Here is a 21,842-nt window from a genome sequence, read left to right on the forward strand (position 1 = left end):
GCTTTGATAATTGATAATGGGAATTGATATTTGCCAACCTAAATAAAAAAATACTATGGGATTAGATAAAATTCTTGCCATTTCTGGAAAACCTGGTCTATATGAGCTTACCGCTCAAACCAGAGGAGGCTTTGTTGCGAAATCTATGCTGGACGGAAAAAAGATTGCGGTGAACATGCGTCATAATGTTAGCATATTGAGTGAGATCGCGATTTATACTTACACAGAAGAGATTCCGCTTGGTGAGGTTTTTCAGAAGATCAAGGAAAAGGAAAATGGAGGGCAGGCTATCAACCACAAATCATCGAAGAAAGAACTGGAAGATTATTTCTCAGAAGTACTTCCAGACTATGATGAGGACAGGGTTTATGCCAGCGATATGAAGAAAATTTTCCAGTGGTATAATATCTTGATCGATAATGGTTTTACAGAATTTTCCAAGGAAGAGAAATCTGAAGATAAAAAAGATAATAAGGACGAGGAAGAATAGAATTCTAAATCCTTTAGAATAATTAAAAGCTGAAATCCAGAGATTTCAGCTTTTTTTGTATTAAAATTTAAGACCGAAAACGAAAGCACCGTCGCGATTTCCGCCGAATTCGGAAACCACATAATCCAGTCTTAAAAACCGGTATTTTCCAAATCCAAGATTATCGATTCCTACAGAATATTCAGAATAAGGACTGCTACCTTCAGAAGATAGTCTGTGAGCGCCGAGAATAAGGTTGAAATTAAGTTTATTCAGCAATGGCAATTTTCCTAAAACCCAGCCCTGAAAATCATGTTCAGCATGAAATTCTGCATAGTTCTGATTGGTGCTGAAGTTATAATAAGGCATTAAATTGAACTTTTCTACGTAGCTGCCAAAGCCTATCCTGGTCTGGTTAGCATTAAAATGCTGGTAGTCTACCAGGCTTATATCATCGGCATTAGAAAACAGTCCGCCGTTGATCAGGTATTGAAAATTACCTTTGTTACCAAGTTTCAAATCCTGTCTTACCTGCGCTTTGAACAGGTCAAAATTATATTTTGATTCACTGCCGCCAAATCCTTTTTCCCAGGCTATTTTCAGCTTAGGATATTTTGATTCATAAACATTGTAGCGACCATTTGGATAACTCATGTATTTCTGACCAAAGGTGATATCAGTATAAATGTTGGTTCGAAAAAGTGAATGTTCTTCAAATGGAAGGCTGCCAAAATTATTAGGCTGCAAAGGGTTATTTGAAGTGTACATCCGGTCTTCATTATCTATAAAAACATGATCTGTTTGATTGATAAGTGGTTTTCTATTCTCCCAGCTTAATTCTCCAAAAAGCCTGATGCCCGGTATTATATCCTGGCCATATCCCACACTCGCGAAACTTTTCTCATATAGCTTCATATAATTGCGCTCAAAGAATATCGTGGTTATGCTATTAAGAAGTGGAGAAATTGGTTCACGATCGTTGATTTGTTCCGAGGCAACACCACCGGAAATTCTCAAATAGGGTTTATTGAAATTGTTGAATTTCTTCTCGAAACCGCCGCTAAGTCTAAATCTTTCTTCACTAAGGCCATAATCAAAATCTGAAAATACTCTCCAGTAATTTTCCTGGTTATCGCCTGTTCTTTGCGAATATGTTAGCGTGACATCGGTATTCCAACCCTGAACAGTATTAAAGCCAATTCCTGAAATTGGTGCGCTAATGCTAAATCTTTTATTCTTCCATGAATTCTGGTAGGAATAACCGAAAAGTACATCGGTGATTCCGAATTTATTTCTGACGGCATCAACAGAATCTTTGTATTTTTTTGAACTGCGAACTTCCTGAATACTGTCTTTCCTCACATAATCGTTGATTTCCTCTCCGGTAAGCGGGATGGGACGCTGTTCCTTCCAGTATAAAGAATCTTTCTCATTTGCCAGCTCCTGAAAACTCAATATTTCTCTACCAAAGCTATTTTTATCGAATTGAGGCTCAAAATTATAATTGCTGTAGACAGCAGTAAATCTCCCGTCACCGCCAAATCCAAACATCTTAAAGCTGAAATCCACGCTTTGGGAGATCTGTATATAAAGTTCATTTTCTTTTGAATATTTGTAATTCTGTCGGAAAACCAATTCCTCGATTGGTGGAACCTGAACCGCCTGTCCAGTCGTGGTAAGCTCAACACCATAGATCTGCCATAGATCTTCTACGATATAAATAAATCCTGAAAAAATGCGGTCATTCTTACGTTTTGGAGTTACCAGGATCTTATTGATCATATTTCCTTGGTCGTCAAAAAACGTTCCCTCAAGTTTATAATTGTAGTAATTGAAAGCATACTCAGCAATAGGAGACACCATCTCGCTATTGATCTCCAGCGTATTTTCATAAAAAGAAAAATAGGCTTCCTGCGCTGAGTTCAAGCTAAAACCGTTATCATCACCACTAACTTTGGAAGCGATGATCTTTTCCTTGAAGTCATCAGGTTTCTGATAGGCGATCTCAGAAATAGTTTCACTCAGGTATACGATCCCACTTCGTGTAGAATCAAGCCCGCCGCCAAGATCTCCAACGTCCTGGCCTAAAATTTTCTCCGGAGCATTTTTAATACGCCATAATCCACGGGAATAGAAATCGGCAGTAAAAGATTCAAGTTTTTCTGAATTTATCTCACGGTTATCGATCGCGTTGCGAATGATTCTATTGGCAGGATTATCTCCACTTTGAACAGTAACTTCATCAAGGCTGGTGCTTTCTGCCTTTAAAACCACATCTATTTTAACCGGAAACTTTTCGGCTACCACTTCTTTTTTCTGTGTTTTATAGCCCAGAAATTGGTAAACTAGTGAGTAAGTTCCTTTTTCGGTGATTTTCAATTCATAGATACCTTCTTCATTCGTGGTGGTGCCTTTTGAACCGTTTTCGGTATAAATATTTACATATGGCAATGCTTTGCCATTTTCGTCTTTTACTTCCCCGGTTATCTGGGAATTCATCTGGAAAACTGCCATAAAAAGCAGGATGCCAAGTAGCTTTTTTAGCATTGATTAGATTTTGGATTATAAAAAGAACGGAAAAATCCTGAAATTATTTGTATTCTTTCTGAATTCGATCTAAGCGGCGTTTATTTTCACGATCTTTAATCGTTTCACGCTTATCGTAAAGCTTTTTACCCTTGGCCAGAGCAATCTGTAATTTCGCGAGCCCGCGATCATTAATGAACAATCTTAAGGGAATAATAGTAAGTCCGGAATTGGTTACTTCCTTTTCCAATTTTCGCAATTCACGTCTCTGCATCAAAAGCTTTCTTTCGCTTTTTGGATTATGATTAAAGTGAGTTGCGTGAGAATATTCTTCAACATGCATATTAATAACAAAAAGCTCGTGATTATTGAACTCACAAAAGCTTTCTGCAATATTCGCCTTTCCTTCCCTTATAGCTTTGATCTCGGTTCCTGCAAGTTTGATACCAGCAGTATACTTGTCCAGGAATTCGTAATTGAACTTAGCCTTACGGTTTTTTATGTTGATAGAATTCTTCATATAGCCACAAAAATACAAGCTTTCAGCCAATTTACTCCTAAAGCAATTTTAAAATTAATGCTTAGTGCCGCATGAACAAAAATTTTTACTTTTGCGGCACTTAAAATACCTCTTATGCGATACATTCCATTTTTCCTGATATTGTTTCTAGTGGCATCCTGTTCCGAAGAAAAAAAGGAATTAACTGCTGAAGAGATCATAAATAAAGCGATAGAAAATGCCGGCGGAGAAAGATATAAGAATGCTGAGATTGAATTCGTTTTTCGCAACAAAGATTACAGGAGTAGTAGAGCAGGAGGGAAGTTTCAGTTGGAAAGGAGATTCAACGATTCTTTAGGCAACAATATCCAAGATGTTTTAAATAATGATGGTTTTGATAGATTTGTCAATGATAGCCTTGTTCAGGTGCAGGATTCGCTAAAACTGGCTTATGGAAATTCGGTAAATTCTGTACATTATTTTGTTCAACTTCCTTTCGGTTTAAATGCAGAAGCTGCGAATAAAGAACTCATAGGGAAAGATAGTATTTCAGGTCGTGAATATTACGAAGTAAAAGTTACTTTCTCTGAAAATGGCGGAGGTACAGATCATGAAGACGAATACCTTTACTGGATAGATTCTCAAAATTTTGAAGTAGACTATCTAGCCTATAATTTTGAAGTGAATGGTGGAGGAATGCGTTTTAGAAAGGCATTTAATCACCGGATAATCGAAGGAATTCGATTTGTAGATTACGAAAATTACAAATATGAAGACCTTTCTACCCCTTTGAAAGCACTTGATAGTTTATACGAAAAGCGTGAGCTGGAGTTGCTTTCGCTTATTGAAACCAAGGATATAAAGGTAAATTTAGATTCTAATTAATATAAATTACCTGGCTCGTCTTTGATCCGTCATTTAAGATCTGAACAATAAAGAGACCTCCGTTTTCAGAATCATCTATGTTTTCATACTTCTGTTCCCCAAGAATAGCATTGGCAAACATTGGAGTGGTGTTGCTGTGCCCCACAACCAGAACTGTTTTACCGGAAGTTGCTTTTTCAAATTCGGCATCAAATAAATTGTTGGGGTCGTAAATTTGTATCTCAAGCTCTTGTGTCTCCGCTAGTGGTTTGGCTGTTTGTTTGGTTCTGTTATAATTCGTGCTGTAAACGGCATCAAAATCTATATCTTTTAAGGCACTTGCCCAATTTTCTGCACGCTGCAAACCTTCCTCAGTGAGATAAGGATCTCGGTTTTCTGGATCGCTGCGATCTTTCTCAGCATGACGAATCAAATAATAGGTGGTGATAGTATCTTGCACGGGTTCAGGAAACTCATGATCAGAGACAGATCCAAAACTTAGGATCATCGAGAAAAAGAGGGTAATTAGATTTGCCATTTTGATTGAATTGATTTCCGTAAATAGGACGTTCTGCCTTTTAATTTGTTACAAAGTTCATTTTTTAATATCGATCTCCATAAGGATGAACTGGTTGATCTGGTCCGCAAAACTGTTGAAATTATTATCGGAAACCAGCATCAGTGATTTTTTACCATTTTTTAATTCAGGTCCAAAACACATTCCTTCAATATTATCAATGATCTCCCGGGTTAATTTTTCTTCCACAGCATCGAAATTGAATACTAACTTTTTTTCGGCCGTTTTATATTTTTCACCTTTCAAACGATCCATCTCTAAAGTATTTGTAGCCATCGAAGCATCAACTTCAAAAATTTTAACCGTGTTTCCATGCGATCCGTAGCCAGCTGAATATGATCTTTCCAGGATCAGAAATTTATCTTCAGCATAGGCCAGTATTTCGGTCGCTCCATTTACTGCAAAATAATTGATCGGCAGTTTAGCAATTCCATCAAGTCTATAAACAAATTCCCTGGTCGCTTCCCCTGTATTCTTGTCGTATCTGGTTACCCTGATATGTGATTTTGAAGGAAAAATTTTCGGTTTGGAAGAATCTTTTTCTAACGGAGATTCTGTAGCTACCCAATATCCCTGCTGATCAAAACTTTCAGTTATTCCTTCGAAAACGCCATTATTTCTAGGTTTCTGCTCCTTATTTGCTTTAAAATGCTCCGGAATTTGAAATGCCTCTTTAACTTCTCCAATTTCAGAAATCCTGTAAACTCCCGGATCCTTTCCGTCGTCAATAATTCCTTCGCTGGTAATGAGGAATTCACCGCGCTGTTCATCAAATCTTATGGCTTCGAGATCAAAAACCTCCTCTGAGAATATATCGGTTTTTTTAATTCTGATGAGTTGCTCAATTGAAATGCTTTGAATTTTATCATTTTCAACCGAAATATCTGCGATATAGATACGCGGGTCTGATGCCTGATCACTTACTAGATAAAATTTTCCGTTTTTATAATCTATTCCAGATAAGCCCCCAACTATCGTGTTGCTATACTCGGTGTCAGCTTCCAGAACATATTCATCTAAAAATTTCAGCTGTATATTTTCGCTATCAATTTTACGGGTTACCGCACAGCTGCTTAGTAAAAAAATGATACAAAGAAGGAGAAAAACTTTTTTCATGAAGATTAGCTGAGCACCAAAAATAACAAATGTTTAAACAAAATTGGCAGTTTTTTGGGACGTCTAAGCGTATCCTTTAAATACCTTTATTTCATTAACACCTAAAACCAATATGTTATGAATGAAGATCAGATTGAAGGAAAATGGAAACAAATCCGTGGTGAGTTTAAGCAGAAATACGGAAAACTTACTGATGACGATGTAACCTATTCCGAAGGGAAGTTTGACGAAATGTTAGGTCGCATGCAAGAGAAGACCGGAAGGTCTAAAGAAGAATTGAAAAAGGAAATCGATAGATGGTGATGATTGATGATTTAATGTAAAAAAAGGCGGTAGAGAAATCTACCGCCTTTTTTGTTTTCAAACTAATATACTAATTAGTTATTATTTGCCAGTTCTTCCTGGTTTCGGAAAATCAATTCCTCATTAAACTCATCGAGCAGAATGATACTGTCTGTATGAATTTTTCCAGCGAGTATCTCTTTTGAAAGCTTATTCAAAACTTCTCTTTGAACCACTCTTTTCACTGGTCTGGCTCCAAATTGAGGATCAAATCCTTTCGCTGAGAGATAGTTAATAGCTTCTTCAGTCGCATCCAGAACAATATTCTGTTTCGCTAGCATTTTCTTGACTCCTTTTAGCTGCAATCCAACGATCTGCTTTATGTTTTTCTGAGTTAACGGACTAAACATCACGATATCATCTATCCTGTTAATAAATTCCGGGCGAACACTTTGTTTTAATAAGCCCAGAACTTCAACCTTAGCGGTTTCCATAGCCGTATCGAGATCCTTGATATTTTCAAATTTCTCCTGGATAATATGGCTTCCCATATTTGAGGTCATGATAATGATTGTATTCTTGAAATCAGCTACACGCCCTTTGTTATCGGTCAATCTTCCCTCGTCAAGAACCTGAAGCAGGATGTTGAAAGTATCAGGATGTGCCTTTTCGATCTCGTCCAAAAGTACTACCGAATATGGTTTTCTTCTAACAGCTTCGGTCAACTGACCGCCTTCATCGTAACCAACGTATCCCGGAGGTGCTCCCACCAATCTACTTACCGAATGTCTCTCTTGGTACTCGCTCATGTCAATTCTGGTCATTGCAGACTCATCATCGAACAGGTATTCAGCAAGCGCTTTTGCAAGCTCTGTTTTACCAACACCGGTTGTTCCCAGGAATAAGAATGATCCTATTGGTCTATTTTGATCCTGTAAACCGGCTCGACTTCTTCTAACCGCATCACTTACGGCAATGATCGCTTCATCCTGGCCAACCACTCGCTTGTGAAGATCTTCTTCCAGGCGAAGTAATTTTTCGCGATCGCTCTGTAGCATTTTAGTTACAGGAATTCCTGTCCATTTTGCCACCACTTCAGCAATATCTTCATTTGTTACTTCTTCCTGAATCAGCGATTTTTCATTCTGATTCTCCGCTACCTTTTCCTGTAGTTTCTCAAGTCTTTCCTGTGCTTCCTTGATCTTTCCATATCTTATTTCGGCAACTTTTCCATAATCACCTTCACGTTCAGCTCTTTCAGCTTCCAGCTTATATTCTTCAATTTCAGATTTAGCAGTCTGGATATTATCTACCACATCTTTTTCGCTCATCCATCTTGCATGAAGATTATTCCGTTCTTCTTTTAAATTAGCTAGATCAGATCGTAACGATTTCAATTTCGCTTCATCTTTTTCACGCTTAATCGCTTCAATCTCGATCTCAAGCTGCATGATCTTACGATCCAAACCATCTAATTCTTCCGGCTTGGAGTTAATCTCCATTCTTAGCTTGGAAGCTGCCTCGTCCATAAGGTCAATCGCTTTATCTGGAAGGAACCTGTTTGTAATATAACGCTGAGATAGCTCAACCGCCGCAATGATCGCCTCATCTTTGATACGGACTTTATGGTGAGTTTCATATTTTTCTTTAATTCCACGAAGTATGGAAATTGCGCTCTCAGTATCCGGTTCCTCAACAATCACTTTCTGGAAACGACGCTCCAGCGCTTTGTCTTTCTCGAAGTATTTTTGATACTCATCTAAGGTGGTTGCTCCAATGGCTCTAAGTTCACCTCTTGCTAAAGCAGGTTTTAGAATGTTTGCAGCATCCATAGCACCCTGTCCACCACCGGCGCCAACAAGTGTATGGATCTCGTCAATGAAAAGCACGATGTTTCCATCACTCGATGTTACTTCTTTGATTACCGCTTTTAGTCTTTCCTCAAATTCACCCTTGTACTTGGCGCCTGCGATAAGTGCACCCATATCAAGGGAATAAATGCGCTTATCTTTCAGGTTTTCAGGAACATCACCATCTACAATTCGGTGGGCAAGACCTTCTGCAATAGCAGTTTTACCTGTTCCTGGTTCTCCTACCAGCATTGGGTTGTTCTTGGTTCTACGCGAAAGAATCTGAAGAATTCTTCTTATTTCTTCATCACGGCCAATAACAGGATCCAGCTTTCCGCTTTCTGCCAGCTGGTTCAGATTACGAGCATATTTGTCCAGAGAATTATAAGTTTCCTCAGCACTTTGTGAAGTAACTTTATCTCCCTGTCTTAATTCTGAAATAGCTGCTCTTAAACCTTTTTCAGTTGCCCCCTGGTCTTTCAACATCTGGGCGACTTTACTTGAAGATTTAAAAATTGCCAGTATTAAATGTTCAATTGAAACATATTCATCTTCCATTTTCTTTGCGATGGAAGAAGCCTCGTTCACTGTTTTACCTGCTTCTCTAGAAAGCATAATATCTCCACCGCTTACCTTTGGAAAACTTTCCAGGCTTTTATCGAGAATCTGTGTAAACAGGTTTACGTTAATGTTCAGTTTTTTCAGCAGGAAAGGAGTAACATTTTCATCAACCATGGTAATGGCTTTAAAAATGTGTTCATTCTCTATTTGCTGATGGCCCATTTCCTGAGCAAGCTGCTGAGCCTGCTGGATAGCCTCTTGTGATTTTATAGTAAAATTATTAAAGTTCATCTTTTCTATTTTTAGAAATCATATGGCAATAGATATACCATTCAGAATAAATGTCAAAATGACGTGTATTATTGAAAATATAACGACAAAAAGGCAGTTAGGTTGAAAAGAATCAAAAATTCGTCGATATTTTTCGTCTATTAAATTTACTTAGATTTATTTTTGCAAAAAAGAGGATTATGGGATTATTTGATAAAAAATTCAATTCTGAAAAAAAGGAAGAGACTGAAAAGCAATCAGCTACTCCTTGGATAGATTTGAATTCGATGGAACAGCTAGATGAAATTGAAAAAGTTTCAGAAGTGAAAACAGTAGCCATTCTAAAACATTCCACCAGATGCGGTGTGAGTAGAATGGTATTGAGAATGTTCGAATCTGATTATGATATTGATGAAAAAGAGCCGGTAGCTTTATATTTTCTTGATCTAATCGCTCATCGTGATATTTCTAACGAGATCGCCAACAGGTTTAAGGTACATCACGAGAGTCCGCAATTAATCGTTTTAAAGAATAGGGAAGTAGTACATCATTCTTCACATCAGAGCATTTCCGCAGAAAAATTGAAAGAACTGGTGTAAATTAGAATATAAATAATCCTGAAACAAGTTCAGGATGAGCTTAACTAAAAAAGCCCCGCTAGTGCGAGGCTTTTTTATACAATATGATTTAAACTTATTTTTTCTTTGGTTGATATACAGGAAGTAACTTTGACCTTACTTCTCCAAAACCAATACGAGAATTTCCATTCTGGCAATATCCTCTCATGATCACTGTATCGTTATCCTCGATAAATTTACGCTCAGAACCATCTTTCAGTTTGATCGGTTTACTACCGCTCCAGGTAAGTTCCAGCATAGATCCAAAAGAATCTTCAGAAGATCCTGAAATAGTTCCTGAGGCCATCATATCTCCTGAATTCACAGGACAACCATTCACCGTATGGTGTGCAAGTTGCTGACTCATGTTCCAGTAAAGATATTTGAAATTTGATTTTGAAAGTGAATTTTCCTCTCCACCTTCCGGTTGAAGGAAAACTTCCAGATTGATGTCAAAACTCTTATCTCCTGTGTATTTTAGATATGGTAGTAATTCCTTTTCAGGTTTTGGACTCGCCGTTCTGAATGGCTCCAATGCGTCCATGGTTACGATCCATGGCGAAATAGAGGAAGCGAAGTTCTTGGCAAGAAATGGTCCCAAAGGAACATATTCCCATTTTTGAATATCACGTGCGCTCCAATCATTGAAAAGTACCATTCCGAAGATATAATCCTCAGCTTCATCAACCGGAATTGGCTCTCCAAGATGATTTGCATCTGTAGTAATAAATGCCATTTCTAATTCAAAATCAACTCTCTGTGAAGGTCCGAAAACCGGAGTATCAGAATCAGCTGGTTTCGTTTGTCCCTGTGGACGGTGAACCGGAATCTCCGAAGGAATAATGGAAGAACTTCTTCCGTGATAACCTACCGGAATGTGCAGCCAGTTAGGTAACAATGCGTTATCCGGATCTCTGAACATAGTTCCAATATTGGTCGCATGCTCCTTAGATGAATAAAAATCGGTATAATCCCCAACCTGAACAGGCATTTGCATTTCAATCTCATCCAGAGTAAACAGCACCGTATTTCTATGGTCCTGGTTATCTTTTAGTTTTGAATTATTAGCGTCGAAAATATCAGCAATACGGTTTCTTACCAATCGCCAGGTTTTCTTACCGTCAGATATAAAATCGTTTAAAGTGTCCTGTAAAAATATATCGTCAGTTAATGGGATCCCGTCAAAATAGCCTAATTGGTGTAGGGCGCCAAGGTCTATTGCGTAATCGCCAATTCTCGTACCTATGGTGATCACGTCATCACGGGTAAGAAATACTCCGAAAGGAATATTTTGAATAGGGAAATCGGTATCGCCAGGAATATCCAACCAGGTTTTTCTATTTGGATCGTTAGCGGTAATTGACATAAAAAATGTTGGTTTTTTGTTAAAATCTAGTTGACTCAAATATATTATTTTCCTGTAATTAACCGAATGTATTTGTTACTTTTACCGAATATTTAACGTAAAAATTTGTGATGCAACGAGACACCCAAGTATTTGATTTAATAGCTGAAGAAAAAGAGCGCCAGTTAAATGGTTTGGAACTTATTGCGAGTGAAAATTTTGTAAGTGATGCGGTACTTGAAGCTGCCGGATCTGTGCTTACAAATAAATATGCTGAAGGTTACCCCGGGAAGAGATATTATGGAGGATGTGAGGTGGTAGACCAGGTGGAACAGCTTGCGATAGACCGTCTAAAAGAATTGTTCAATGCTGAATATGCCAACGTGCAACCACACTCGGGTTCACAGGCAAATACTGCAGTTTTCCATGCCTGCATGAAACCAGGAGATAAATTCCTTGGTTTTGATCTTTCTCACGGAGGTCACCTTACGCACGGTTCCCCGGTAAATTTTTCCGGAAAATTATATGATCCGGTATTTTACGGGGTAGACAAGGAAACCGGATTGATTGATTATGACGCGGTTGCTGAAATTGCAAAAAAAGAAAAGCCGAAAATGATCATTGCCGGTGCTTCTGCATATTCCAGAGAGATCGATTATAAGAAGTTCAGAGAGATTGCAGATAGTGTTGGCGCCATTCTTTTGGCTGATATAGCTCATCCTGCAGGTCTAATAGCTAAAGGATTGATTTCAGACCCTATAGAACATTGCCATATTGTGACCTCTACCACGCATAAAACCCTTCGTGGACCAAGGGGAGGAATCATCATGATGGGTAAAGATTTTGATAATCCATTTGGAGAGAAATTGAAGAATGGGAATTTGAAGAAAATGTCTACTTTGCTGAATTCTGGAATTTTTCCTGGTAATCAGGGAGGTCCCCTGGAGCATATTATTGCAGCGAAAGCGGTTGCTTTTGGAGAAGCATTGACAGATGAATTTTTACATTATATGGTTCAGGTGAAAAAGAATGCGAAAGTAATGGCTCAGGCTTTTGTAGATAAAGGTTATAAGGTTGTTTCTGGAGGAACCGATAATCATATGATGCTGATCGATCTACGAAATAAGGATGTTAGCGGAAAGGATGCCGAGGAAGCTCTTGGAAAAGCTGATATTACCGTAAACAAGAATATGGTGCCCTTTGATGATAAATCGCCATTTGTTACTTCCGGAATCAGGATTGGAACTCCAGCGGTTACAACTCGTGGATTGAAAGAGGACGACATGAAAAAGATCGTAGATCTTATTGACGACGTAATAACGAATATTGAAGATGATTCAGAATTAGAAAAAATTAGAGATAAAGTGAATGCCATGATGCAGGATCTTCCACTTTTTCAAATGTAGTCTGAATTAACAGGATAAGAAAAGCCATTCGAGAGAATGGCTTTTTTGTTTTACAACCAGATTATAAGTCCGCAGATAACTAATAGAATTATCGCTGGAAGAGTTTGCTTGAATGAATCCTTGATCTTAAGATGCATAATGATGGCTCCTAACATCATAACCGCCATTCCTATCGCAGCTGGATCTACAAGGCTTTCTATCCAGATACCTGCGATTAGCATTATAGCGAGAACCACTTTTATAAAACCAACGATATAAATCATTGTTTCCGGCAGTCCGTAGGCTTTAAATTCTTCTTTCATACTTCCGGCATTTCCTCCGCGATAGGAAGTATCCTTATTGAATCTAAGCAGCCAGACATTTAATATCCCCAGTCCTACTACAAGTTGCAGAATTATCTTAAGTATCTCCATAATTTGAATTTTCCTCAAGATATAAATGTTTAAAGTTTAATAAAAAACATTAAACAAAAATTATGAAAGTTTCATAAAGTACTTATAATAAGGCTTTTTCCAAGAAACTAATGCTATTGGTGAAAAACTGACTTCAACTCGTCAGATATTTTGACCGGTCTTTTTGTTTGCGCGTTTAAAAGGCACCAGGTTGTTTTTGCATCTGCCAGAAGTTTGTCTGTATCTGCATTTTTTATGATCACGTGTCTAACCGAAGTTACGTGCGTAGTTTCGCCTACATAAGTTTGTAGCGAGATATTGTCTCCAAGAAAGGCTTCTTTTTTATAATCTATCTCATGTCTAACCACAACCCAGATCATTTTAGCTTTCTGTTCTTTGGAAGCTCTAACTTCCCAGTGTTCCTCAGCTACATCCTGAACCCATTGTACATATTGCACGTTATTAACATGTTTCTGTTTATCCAGGTTTCTTTCTTCTACCGTAATTTTCTTCTCGTAGATCTCGGGATTGGTCTCCATTATTTCTGTACGATTTTCACTTCAAATATCCTGTCCCAATTCTTACCGGTGACGTAAAGTTTTTTTGTATTAGGGTTGTAAGCAATACCGTTGAGCACGTCCAGTTTATCGTGTTGAGTTACTTCATCTCTTAACCCACTGAAATTTATAAGACCTTCAATTGCTCCATTTTTAGGATTTATGATAGCTACACCATCTTTTTGATAAGTGTTCGCATAGATCTTACCGTCTACCCATTCCAGTTCGTTAAGTTTAGTAGAGATTGATTTGTGGTGCGTTGGCTGAATATAAGTTTGCTCAGTGAGGTTTTCAGGATCAAGGATCCATATTTTTTCTGTTCCATCACTTTTAAAGATCTTCTCCCCATCGTTGCAAAGTCCCCAGCCTTCCTTGCTCTGGTCATAACCAAAAGTTCCGGTTTTTTTAAAGGTGTCAAGATCATAAATAAATCCCTCGCCTTCCTGCCAGGTTAATTGATACAATTTATCATTTAGTATGGTGATCCCTTCTGCGAAATACTGATTGTCCAGTTTGATCTCTTTTAAAACTTCTCCAGATTCAAGATCTACTTTTCTAAGTTTTGAACTACCATACTGCCCAATGCTCTCGTAAAGAGTATCTCCGTGGAATTCCAGTCCCTGGGTGTAAGAAGTGATATCGTGAGGATAAGAATTTATTATTTCAAAAGTATAAACCTCTGGTGCCTCCGTATTCAGGATCTTTATATTTTTTGAAAGGGTATCTGTGGTTTCGGCAGTATGAACGATCGCTCTAAGAGCTTGATTTCCTAAAAGCGCATCCTGGAGATCAACTTCCAAATTACCATTTTTGGAACTTTTGAGATACCGATTTCCTAGGTAAAACGAAACAGAATCAATCGTCTTATTTTTGCTGTTGTCAATGGAAGCTTCCAGGCTTTCATTTAATTTAAAACTTGACTTATTTTCATCGATATTCAGGGAAAAATCAGATTTTTTATTTCCATTATTACTTCCGCAGGAAAAAAATAAAAAGTTTAAAATAAAGAGTAACAGTAAGTTAAATTTGTTCATTGTAAAATAGGCTTCAAATCACAGCTAAATTAACCAATTCACATTAAAAAAAGCTTGCCAAAAGATACAAAGATTGTATATTTGCACCGGCAAGTCCCACACAACCAGCTCCTGCTGAATCCCCCAGGGCGGGAACGCAGCAAGGGTAGGCGGTCGTAGCGGTGTGATGTGGGTCGCTTGCCATTTTTTGTTTCTACTAATTCCTAAATTTATTGCATATTTGTGCGATATGAAACAAGGGGAATCTTCAAAAAAAGTGGTGCTCATCACCGGCGCTTCTTCCGGAATCGGAAAGTCTATTGCAACCTATCTTAGCAAACGAAATTTCAAAGTTTATGGGACGAGCAGAAATCCTCAGAAAAATGCCGTAGAACGTTTTGATTTGGTGCCTTTGGATGTCACTCAAGAAGAAACGATTAAAAACGCCATTCAGGATATCTATCAAAAGGAGGGTAAAATTGACATTTTAATCAATAATGCGGGTGTCGGCATAACCGGCCCAATTGAAGAAACTCCGGAAAGCGAGATCAAAAAAGCTTTTGAGACCAATTATTTTGGTCCGCTGAATATGATCAAGCATACTCTTCCTATCATGAGAAAACAAAAAGGCGGACTCATTATCAATGTAACTTCCATTGCCGGTTATATGGGATTACCTTATCGCGGTATTTATTCAGCTACCAAAAGTGCCCTGGAAATTACGGCGGAAGCTTACAGGATGGAGGTGAAGCAATTTGGTATTAAAATGACCAATGTTGCCCCGGGAGATTTTGCGACAAATATTGCTTCAGGAAGATATCATGCTCCGGTAACATCAGGTTCACCTTATGAAGAGGTTTACGGAAATACCTTAAAACTGATGAACGAGCATGTAGATGCCGGGCAGGATCCGGAAATGATGGCCAGAGAAATTCTCAAAATTATTAAAACCGAAGATCCAAAAGTTCATTACAAAGTAGGGGAGAGGCTTCAGAAGATTTCGGTTAAACTTAAAAGTCTGCTGCCGGATAAACTCTACGAGAAAATGCTAATGAAACATTATAAATTGTAATTTTATTAGCCACTGAAAACGTATATCTTTAATATTCAAAATAACACACGACTATGAAATTTTTTATTGATACCGCTAATCTTGACCAGATCAAAGAAGCTCAGGAGCTGGGTGTTTTAGACGGGGTAACTACAAATCCGTCATTAATGGCGAAGGAAGGGATTACCGGAAAAGACAATATTTTCAAACATTATAAAAAGATCTGTGACCTAGTGGAAGGTGACGTAAGCGCCGAAGTGATCGCTACAGATTTTGACGGAATGGTGAGAGAAGGTGAGGAGCTTGCTGAACTACACGAGCAGATCGTGGTGAAAATTCCTATGATTAAAGAAGGGGTGAAGGCTCTAAATTATTTCAGCGATAAAGGAATTAGAACTAACTGTACACTTGTATTTTCCGCGGGACAGGCCTTGTTAGCTGCAAAAGCTGGTGCGACCTATGTTTCTCCTTTTATTGGAAGACTTGATGATATTTCTACAGACGGTTTGAATCTAATTGCCGAGATTCGTTTGATCTATGACAATTATGGCTTTGAAACTGAAATTCTTGCGGCTTCAGTTAGACATACTATGCATGTACTGGAATGTGCTAAAATTGGGGCTGATGTAATGACAGGTCCTTTATCATCCATCGAAGGATTACTAAAACATCCATTGACCGATATTGGTCTCGAAAAATTCCTTGCAGATTATAAGAAAGGAAATCAGTAATACATACAAATTTGACAGAAAAGGCTACCAGGAATGGTGGCCTTTTTTATTTATCGATAAATTCGATAATTTCTTTTTCGAATTCAGGACTTCCAAGCTGAATATCCCCGCGAACAATAGTTCCTTTGGAATCTACAAAGAAAACCTTATTCAGATATTTCTTATAAGTTTCTTTCGAAGCTTTCCTCTGGGTGATTTGGTATTCTGAACTTTTATCATAGCCGAAAGTTTCCAGTGTTCTTAACCATTCTTCCCTTTCTCCAAGATCGATATTTATCCCGATAAAGTTTAATTCTGGATATTTCTCTTTTAGTCTTTGAATAACACTATGCTGCCAGCGATGATGAGCAGGAGCATATAAAGACCAGGCGTAAGTAATGGTAGGGCTGTCAATTACACTGCCGTATTTAATAATATCACCATTCGTTTTCTGTGCAGAAAGATCATTAAGAGATTGCCCGATGAAATAATTTTTATGAACATCAGCAAGCTCCTGAGCTTTTTCAATACCGCTATAATTTATTCTTTTCAGAAGGTCAATTACAGAATCCATACGGCTTTCTGTTTCGGTCATTATAATTGCCTGTGTAGAGAGGCGATCAAGAAATTCATTTTTGAGCGATTCAACATCAGATAGTGAATCTATGAGAATCACACGTCTTTCAATATTTTTAAAGCTATTGATGTTATAACACTGCTTGTGATCCTTATGCTCTTCCTTGCAGGCTTCAATAGATTTAGATCTCAGGAAATCATCTATCAGGTTTGTATAAACATAATAATCCTGAAGCTCTTCATTATTGAAATCAATTTCCGTTCTGTAATCGTTGAAATTTTCAGGGATGTTTTCAGAGAGATCAGGATAATATTTTCTAATTAGGAACGTATAGCGTTCTCTCAGATCGTAGTACTCATAATTGATGCTGGCCTTTGCAATTTCGAGAAATTCATCTGAAAATTCCGCTTTCTTTTCAAGCTTATTCAGTGTTTCCAGTCTATTGGACCTGATGGAATCTGTAAGTTTTGCAAATTTTGTAGGCTCAATTTTATAATAGGTGAGAATAAGATCGTTGTTATTCTGGTTTTTCAGGAACATATCCAGTAAGAAACTACTTTTGTCTGCTCCTTCACCACTAAAATTTAAAGATTCGTCAAAAGATAATGTGTTTAGCCAGATTACAATGCTGTCTCCCGGCTCTGTATAAATTATCTGACTTTCTGGTGGATGTCTGAAGGTGTAAATTCCCCCTTCGAGATTTTCAAAATCTTTACCGAATTGATTTTTCTCATCAAGGTAGAGAGTGTCAATCGTTTCATTTTCACGTGAAATGACGACATAATCCGTTTCTGGATTATTAATTTGGCCGCCTATGTAAATGGTGTTTGAATCCCGGGAATTGTCTTCACATCCCGTGAACAGTAGCACACAGCACAGACCTAAGTAAAAAAAATACTTCATTTGCAGTATTGGGCCACAGGGCATATCGGTTTACCCTATTTTTTAACAAATATAGATTCTGCCCTGTGCGAGCCGTGTTAAGTGTGAGTTAAAACAAATATTTAAAACGTTAATCTTTCTCAGTCAGGTCGAATATAATTACTTTTGCAAAAAATTAATTAAATCAGTTTATGCTTTCAGTATCAAACCTTTCTGTACAGTTTGGAAAACGTGTTTTGTTCGATGAGGTTAATACAACCTTCACTCAGGGAAACTGCTATGGAATTATTGGCGCTAACGGTGCCGGGAAATCTACATTTTTAAAGATTCTATCAGGAAAATCTGAGCCAACTTCGGGTCATGTTCATTTAGAGCCAGGAAAACGTATGTCTGTACTGGAACAGGATCACAACTTATACGATGAGTATCCTGTGTTGGAAACGGTGATGAGAGGAAATAAGCCGCTTTTTAAGGTAAAAACTGAAATGGACGCTTTATATGCTGACTATTCTGATGAAAATGCAGACAGGATAGGGGAATTACAGGTGCAATTTGAAGAGATGGATGGTTGGAACGCGGAAAGTAATGCAGCTTCCATGCTTTCAAACCTTGGTATCAAAACTGATCTTCATTATTCTCAAATGAAGGATCTTGATGGTAAACAAAAAGTACGTGTGCTTCTTGCGCAGGCATTATTTGGTAGTCCTGATGTGTTGATCATGGATGAGCCTACCAACGACCTGGATTATGAGACTATCAGCTGGTTAGAAAACTTTCTGGCGAATTATGATAATACTGTGATTGTCGTTTCTCACGACCGTCACTTCCTGGATTCGGTTTGTACGCATATTTCTGACATTGATTTTGGTAAGATCAACCACTTTAGCGGTAATTATACCTTCTGGTATGAATCTTCACAATTGGCTGCAAGACAGAGAGCTCAGCAGAATAAAAAAGCTGAAGAGAAGAAGAAAGAACTGCAGGAATTTATTCAGCGTTTCAGTGCCAACGTTGCGAAAAGCAAGCAGGCTACTTCCAGAAAGAAAATGATCGACAAACTGAATATTGATGAGATCAAACCTTCCAGCAGAAGATATCCTGCGATTATTTTTGAAAGAGAGCGTGAAGCCGGAGACCAGATCCTGAATGTTGAAAAACTTGAGGCAAGCATTGAAGGTGAAACCTTATTTAAGAATGTGGATATCAATCTTGCGAAAGGAGATAAGGTTGTTGTATTTTCAAAAGATTCCAGAGCTACAACAGCTTTTTATGAGATCATTAATGGAAAACAGGACGCTGTAAGCGGAAAATATTCCTGGGGTGTAACGACTTCACAATCTTACCTGCCGGCAGATAATTCTGAATTTTTCGAAAATGATCTAACACTGGTAGACTGGTTACGCCAGTGGGCAACTACAGAGGAGGAAAGAGAAGAGGTTTATATACGAGGATTTTTAGGTAAAATGCTTTTCAGCGGAGAAGAAGCTTTAAAAACCTGTAGAGTTCTATCTGGAGGGGAGAAAGTTCGTTGTATGCTTAGTAGAATGATGATGATCAGGGCAAACGTATTGATGTTGGATGAGCCTACAAACCACCTTGATCTTGAATCTATTACAGCATTTAACAATTCACTGAAAAACTTTAAAGGGACCGTGTTGTTTACAACACATGATCATGAATTTGCACAAACTGTAGCGAATAGGGTGATTGAATTAACGCCTAAAGGAGTAATAGATCGTTACCTAAGTTTCGATGAATATATGAGCGATAAGAACATTAAGGAGCAAAGAGAAAAAATGTATGCTGTAGAGGCATAATTTCGATATTCAATCAAAAAAAAGCCTCGCAATTTGCGAGGCTTTTTTATGGCTAATTCTAATTAAACTAAAATACTCCGCCGCCACCAGATTCGTCATTATCACGATTCTTACGTTTTAGCGCCCTGTTTTTTCCACCTCCAAATCTGTAAGAAAATCCAAGATAAACGGTTTGCGTTTCTCCTTTAAACCTTCCTCGTTGCTCAAATGGTCTACCGTCTTCCACCCTGAATTCCTGCGTGTCAAAAACATCATTAAAATTCAGACTTAGCGTAGCTTTATCGTTTTCAAGGAAAGAATATCTCGCCCCCAAATTCATAAAATACATTGGTTTTATATCTAATTGCAGATCCTGACTGCTGCTTCGATAGAATCCAAATAGCGAAAAAGTAAGTGCTTCCGTAGCTTTGAAATTATGGTTGGTTCTAAAAGTGAAGGCCTTGTTATCCACTTCGATGAATTCAGTTCCAACAGCACCTTTCAAGGTTTGTGCATATAAATCCAGGCCGGTATTGGTGCTCCACCAGTCGGTGAATTTATAGTTGGCTGAAAATTCTGCTCCATAAGAATCATTAGAATCATAGTTAGTGAAAGTTAACAGTATCGAGCCAGGATCATCTTCAGCAGTGGTAAAAACCTGGCTAATTTCATCTTCCGTTCTTCTATAAAAAACTCCACCGGTCACGCTTCCTTTTTTGCCCAGTTTTCGTGTGTAATTCATCTCAACTGAATTGGTAAATTGCGGATCCAATTCAGGATTTCCGGTAACGGTTAATCTTGGTGAAGCAACTTCCCGAATCGGATTTACCTGTCCGAATCCTGGCCTGTCTACTCTTCGGCTAAAGCTCAATTGATATGAATTTTTTTCACCTGGATTATAGCTGATAAATCCTGAAGGATAAATTGAAAAATATTCATCTTCATAAACCCTTTCGCCGTTATAGATGGCATCTACGGTAAATTGCTCCAGTCGAGCGCCTAATTGGTATGACCATTTTTCATAATTCTGACCAAAAGTGGTGTAAAAACTGTAAATATCTCGATCATATTGGTATTCACTGTCGAAAAAGTCTGGGTTGGTAGTGTTGTAATCATTGTCTGTATCTAGCAATCGAACTTCGGCTCCCAGTTCAAGTTTTGATATTTCACTTAGCGGATTTACATAATCAATGTTTCCAGTAAAATTGTTTCTTTCCTGGTTCACTCTTTCTGTATAAGGAGTAAAATCAAGTTCAGTATCAACGAAATCTATATCTGAATTTTCTTCTTCTTCGAATGAATTATAATCTAATTCGAACTGAATGTCATGGCCGTCTTTTTCAAAATCATGATCATAAAGAATGTTATAAGAGGCATTGGAATTATCCATATTCATATTCAAACGCTGTGTCAAATTCATGCTGGGATCGTTTAGATCTCTTACGGAAATGAATCCATCTGGTCCGCCGTCATAAAGACTTTGATTAGTGTAGAAAGAGAGCGTATTCTTTTCATTCAGGTAATAATCAACCCCGATCTTATATAGGTAAGATTCTCTTTCATTGTCCACTTTAAACTGCTGCTCAATGTTCTGTTCAGGTAAAATAATGGTTCCGCCGTTTTCTCTAGGACCAAAATTTGTTCCCAGGTTGGTGTAAAAATTAAATTTCCCGGTACGGTAATTCATATCAACAGTTCCGTTAAACCTGGTATTTTCTCCAACCGTTACACCTGTGTTTAAATTTCCGTTGAATCCCTGATTCGCATTTTTATGCAGAACGATATTAATAATTCCGCTCATTCCTTCAGGATTGTATTTTGCAGATGGATTGGTGATCAATTCGATACTTTTTATGGAAGTAGAAGGGATCTGTTTCAGTAGTTGCGCCGGATCCATATTGGTTGGTTTTCCGTCTATCAAAATACGCACGTTTGAATTTCCTCTAAGCGAAATATTTCCATCCTGGTCTACATTTACCGAAGGGACATTAACCATGATTTCAGAAGCACTTGCACCGGTAGTCATCAAATCTTTCCCTACGTTGATCACTTTTCGATCCACACGTTGTTCAATGGTAGTTCTTTCGGCAACAACCACAGTTTCGTCGAGCATGGCCACATCGGGTTCAAGATTGATTTTTCCTATCTGGATGTTGGTATTGTTTCGATCTATATGAATTTCTTTAGTATAGGTTTTGTAGCCTATGAACTGAACTTTAAAAAAATAATCGCCCGCTTTGATGTTTTCGATCAGAAAAGTTCCATCGTCTCCGGAAGTAATTCCCGTAACCAGATTGCCGTCCATATCATTGACGATAATGGTAGCGTAGGGGATAGGTTCATTTAATTCCTTATCCATCACCGAGCCGGAGATCTTCCCGACCGGATCTGTAAATGCCATTGTAATGGATGAGGTAAATAGTAGAATTGTAAAAAATAACTGTCTCATTTTTTGATTGATTTGATGATTTATGTTTAACAT

Annotated in this window: 19 protein-coding genes and 1 other RNA gene; 9 read left to right on the forward strand and 11 right to left on the reverse strand. The window is 38.0% G+C overall.

What is annotated here, in order from left to right; translation table 11 throughout:
• Window positions 1-55 precede the first annotated feature (55 nt).
• Window positions 56-490, forward strand: coding sequence for a DUF5606 family protein (locus AC2S94_RS09470; protein WP_484628359.1), 435 nt, complete (start codon window positions 56-58; stop codon window positions 488-490).
• A gap of 60 nt (window positions 491-550) precedes the next feature.
• Here AC2S94_RS09470 and AC2S94_RS09475 read toward each other — a convergent pair whose 3' ends face one another.
• Both AC2S94_RS09475 and smpB read right to left on the reverse strand, forming a co-directional pair.
• Window positions 551-3,016 carry a DUF5686 and carboxypeptidase regulatory-like domain-containing protein gene (locus AC2S94_RS09475; RefSeq protein ID WP_484628360.1) on the reverse strand — a complete coding sequence of 822 codons (2,466 nt, stop codon included), beginning with the start codon at window positions 3,014-3,016 and terminating at the stop codon, window positions 551-553.
• A gap of 43 nt (window positions 3,017-3,059) precedes the next feature.
• Window positions 3,060-3,515 (reverse strand): SsrA-binding protein SmpB, encoded by a 456-nt coding sequence (gene smpB, locus AC2S94_RS09480; RefSeq protein ID WP_484628361.1) that lies wholly within the window; start codon window positions 3,513-3,515, stop codon window positions 3,060-3,062.
• 114 nt (window positions 3,516-3,629) lie between these two features.
• On the opposite strand from smpB, the gene AC2S94_RS09485 reads away from it, so the two are divergent.
• The gene (locus AC2S94_RS09485; protein WP_484628362.1) at window positions 3,630-4,379 is read left to right on the forward strand and encodes a DUF6503 family protein; all 750 of its coding nucleotides are present in this window, start codon (window positions 3,630-3,632) and stop codon (window positions 4,377-4,379) included.
• On the opposite strand, the gene AC2S94_RS09490 is transcribed toward AC2S94_RS09485, so the two are convergent.
• Entirely contained in the window at window positions 4,372-4,896 is a 525-nt protein-coding gene (locus tag AC2S94_RS09490; RefSeq protein ID WP_484628363.1) for a SixA phosphatase family protein, read from the reverse strand. The two genes, AC2S94_RS09485 and AC2S94_RS09490, sit on opposite strands and share 8 nt — an antisense overlap.
• 57 nt (window positions 4,897-4,953) lie before the next feature.
• Window positions 4,954-6,051, reverse strand: coding sequence for an esterase-like activity of phytase family protein (locus AC2S94_RS09495; RefSeq protein ID WP_484628364.1), 1,098 nt, complete (start codon window positions 6,049-6,051; stop codon window positions 4,954-4,956).
• Between the two features lie 117 nt (window positions 6,052-6,168).
• Here AC2S94_RS09495 and AC2S94_RS09500 point away from each other — a divergent pair, with 117 nt between their 5' ends.
• Entirely contained in the window at window positions 6,169-6,354 is a 186-nt protein-coding gene (locus tag AC2S94_RS09500) for a CsbD family protein (protein ID WP_309561679.1), read from the forward strand.
• A 74-nt stretch (window positions 6,355-6,428) separates the two neighbouring features.
• Here AC2S94_RS09500 and clpB read toward each other — a convergent pair whose 3' ends face one another.
• Window positions 6,429-9,035 (reverse strand): ATP-dependent chaperone ClpB, encoded by a 2,607-nt coding sequence (clpB, locus tag AC2S94_RS09505; protein WP_484628365.1) that lies wholly within the window; start codon window positions 9,033-9,035, stop codon window positions 6,429-6,431.
• A gap of 179 nt (window positions 9,036-9,214) precedes the next feature.
• Here clpB and ytxJ point away from each other — a divergent pair, with 179 nt between their 5' ends.
• Window positions 9,215-9,613 carry a bacillithiol system redox-active protein YtxJ gene (gene ytxJ / locus AC2S94_RS09510; RefSeq protein ID WP_484628366.1) on the forward strand — a complete coding sequence of 133 codons (399 nt, stop codon included), beginning with the start codon at window positions 9,215-9,217 and terminating at the stop codon, window positions 9,611-9,613.
• Window positions 9,614-9,707: 94 nt separating this feature from the next.
• Here ytxJ and fahA read toward each other — a convergent pair whose 3' ends face one another.
• Window positions 9,708-10,997, reverse strand: a complete 1,290-nt coding sequence (fahA, locus tag AC2S94_RS09515; RefSeq protein WP_484628367.1) for a fumarylacetoacetase — start codon at window positions 10,995-10,997, stop codon at window positions 9,708-9,710.
• Between the two features lie 110 nt (window positions 10,998-11,107).
• Here fahA and AC2S94_RS09520 point away from each other — a divergent pair, with 110 nt between their 5' ends.
• Complete coding sequence (locus AC2S94_RS09520) at window positions 11,108-12,382, forward strand: serine hydroxymethyltransferase (RefSeq protein ID WP_484628368.1); 1,275 nt, start codon at window positions 11,108-11,110, stop codon at window positions 12,380-12,382.
• 50 nt (window positions 12,383-12,432) lie between these two features.
• Here AC2S94_RS09520 and AC2S94_RS09525 read toward each other — a convergent pair whose 3' ends face one another.
• From AC2S94_RS09525 to AC2S94_RS09535, 3 genes are all read right to left on the reverse strand, one after another.
• Window positions 12,433-12,795: a DoxX family protein gene (locus AC2S94_RS09525; RefSeq protein WP_484628369.1), complete on the reverse strand. Its 363-nt coding sequence runs from the start codon at window positions 12,793-12,795 to the stop codon at window positions 12,433-12,435.
• Window positions 12,796-12,908: 113 nt separating this feature from the next.
• A complete protein-coding gene (locus AC2S94_RS09530) occupies window positions 12,909-13,313 on the reverse strand; it encodes an acyl-CoA thioesterase (protein ID WP_484628370.1) in 405 nt (134 codons plus the stop codon).
• Window positions 13,313-14,365 (reverse strand): glutaminyl-peptide cyclotransferase, encoded by a 1,053-nt coding sequence (locus AC2S94_RS09535; protein ID WP_484628371.1) that lies wholly within the window; start codon window positions 14,363-14,365, stop codon window positions 13,313-13,315. The genes AC2S94_RS09530 and AC2S94_RS09535 overlap by 1 nt, the downstream gene beginning before the upstream one ends.
• A gap of 87 nt (window positions 14,366-14,452) precedes the next feature.
• On the opposite strand from AC2S94_RS09535, the gene ffs reads away from it, so the two are divergent.
• The 3 genes from ffs (at window position 14,453) to fsa (ending at window position 16,126) form a co-directional block, all read left to right on the forward strand.
• An RNA gene (gene ffs, locus AC2S94_RS09540) (signal recognition particle sRNA small type) lies at window positions 14,453-14,551 on the forward strand.
• Between the two features lie 43 nt (window positions 14,552-14,594).
• On the forward strand, window positions 14,595-15,416 hold the full coding sequence (locus AC2S94_RS09545) for an SDR family oxidoreductase (protein WP_484628372.1): 822 nt from the start codon (window positions 14,595-14,597) through the stop codon (window positions 15,414-15,416).
• A 53-nt stretch (window positions 15,417-15,469) separates the two neighbouring features.
• Window positions 15,470-16,126 carry a fructose-6-phosphate aldolase gene (gene fsa, locus AC2S94_RS09550; protein WP_484628373.1) on the forward strand — a complete coding sequence of 219 codons (657 nt, stop codon included), beginning with the start codon at window positions 15,470-15,472 and terminating at the stop codon, window positions 16,124-16,126.
• A gap of 46 nt (window positions 16,127-16,172) precedes the next feature.
• On the opposite strand, the gene AC2S94_RS09555 is transcribed toward fsa, so the two are convergent.
• Window positions 16,173-17,585: a TlpA family protein disulfide reductase gene (locus tag AC2S94_RS09555; RefSeq protein ID WP_484628374.1), complete on the reverse strand. Its 1,413-nt coding sequence runs from the start codon at window positions 17,583-17,585 to the stop codon at window positions 16,173-16,175.
• A 170-nt stretch (window positions 17,586-17,755) separates the two neighbouring features.
• Here AC2S94_RS09555 and AC2S94_RS09560 point away from each other — a divergent pair, with 170 nt between their 5' ends.
• Window positions 17,756-19,381 (forward strand): ABC-F family ATP-binding cassette domain-containing protein, encoded by a 1,626-nt coding sequence (locus AC2S94_RS09560; RefSeq protein ID WP_484628375.1) that lies wholly within the window; start codon window positions 17,756-17,758, stop codon window positions 19,379-19,381.
• Between the two features lie 67 nt (window positions 19,382-19,448).
• Here the strand turns inward: AC2S94_RS09560 and AC2S94_RS09565 are convergent, their stop codons facing one another.
• The gene (locus AC2S94_RS09565) at window positions 19,449-21,809 is read right to left on the reverse strand and encodes a TonB-dependent receptor (RefSeq protein ID WP_484628376.1); all 2,361 of its coding nucleotides are present in this window, start codon (window positions 21,807-21,809) and stop codon (window positions 19,449-19,451) included.
• Window positions 21,810-21,842: the final 33 nt, after the last annotated feature.

The organism is Christiangramia pacifica (assembly GCF_057221535.1).

Coding starts and splice junctions, on each gene's coding strand:
- AC2S94_RS09495 (WP_484628364.1), bottom strand. CDS start 6,051: ATGAAAAAAGTTTTTCTCCTTCTTTGTATCATTTTTTTACTAAGCAGC.
- smpB (WP_484628361.1), bottom strand. CDS start 3,515: ATGAAGAATTCTATCAACATAAAAAACCGTAAGGCTAAGTTCAATTAC.
- AC2S94_RS09520 (WP_484628368.1), top strand. CDS start 11,108: ATGCAACGAGACACCCAAGTATTTGATTTAATAGCTGAAGAAAAAGAG.
- AC2S94_RS09560 (WP_484628375.1), top strand. CDS start 17,756: ATGCTTTCAGTATCAAACCTTTCTGTACAGTTTGGAAAACGTGTTTTG.
- AC2S94_RS09475 (WP_484628360.1), bottom strand. CDS start 3,016: ATGCTAAAAAAGCTACTTGGCATCCTGCTTTTTATGGCAGTTTTCCAG.
- fsa (WP_484628373.1), top strand. CDS start 15,470: ATGAAATTTTTTATTGATACCGCTAATCTTGACCAGATCAAAGAAGCT.
- clpB (WP_484628365.1), bottom strand. CDS start 9,035: ATGAACTTTAATAATTTTACTATAAAATCACAAGAGGCTATCCAGCAG.
- fahA (WP_484628367.1), bottom strand. CDS start 10,997: ATGTCAATTACCGCTAACGATCCAAATAGAAAAACCTGGTTGGATATT.
- AC2S94_RS09530 (WP_484628370.1), bottom strand. CDS start 13,313: ATGGAGACCAATCCCGAGATCTACGAGAAGAAAATTACGGTAGAAGAA.
- AC2S94_RS09470 (WP_484628359.1), top strand. CDS start 56: ATGGGATTAGATAAAATTCTTGCCATTTCTGGAAAACCTGGTCTATAT.
- AC2S94_RS09485 (WP_484628362.1), top strand. CDS start 3,630: ATGCGATACATTCCATTTTTCCTGATATTGTTTCTAGTGGCATCCTGT.
- AC2S94_RS09545 (WP_484628372.1), top strand. CDS start 14,595: ATGAAACAAGGGGAATCTTCAAAAAAAGTGGTGCTCATCACCGGCGCT.
- ytxJ (WP_484628366.1), top strand. CDS start 9,215: ATGGGATTATTTGATAAAAAATTCAATTCTGAAAAAAAGGAAGAGACT.
- AC2S94_RS09525 (WP_484628369.1), bottom strand. CDS start 12,795: ATGGAGATACTTAAGATAATTCTGCAACTTGTAGTAGGACTGGGGATA.
- AC2S94_RS09535 (WP_484628371.1), bottom strand. CDS start 14,365: ATGAACAAATTTAACTTACTGTTACTCTTTATTTTAAACTTTTTATTT.
- AC2S94_RS09500 (WP_309561679.1), top strand. CDS start 6,169: ATGAATGAAGATCAGATTGAAGGAAAATGGAAACAAATCCGTGGTGAG.
- AC2S94_RS09490 (WP_484628363.1), bottom strand. CDS start 4,896: ATGGCAAATCTAATTACCCTCTTTTTCTCGATGATCCTAAGTTTTGGA.
- AC2S94_RS09565 (WP_484628376.1), bottom strand. CDS start 21,809: ATGAGACAGTTATTTTTTACAATTCTACTATTTACCTCATCCATTACA.
- AC2S94_RS09555 (WP_484628374.1), bottom strand. CDS start 17,585: ATGAAGTATTTTTTTTACTTAGGTCTGTGCTGTGTGCTACTGTTCACG.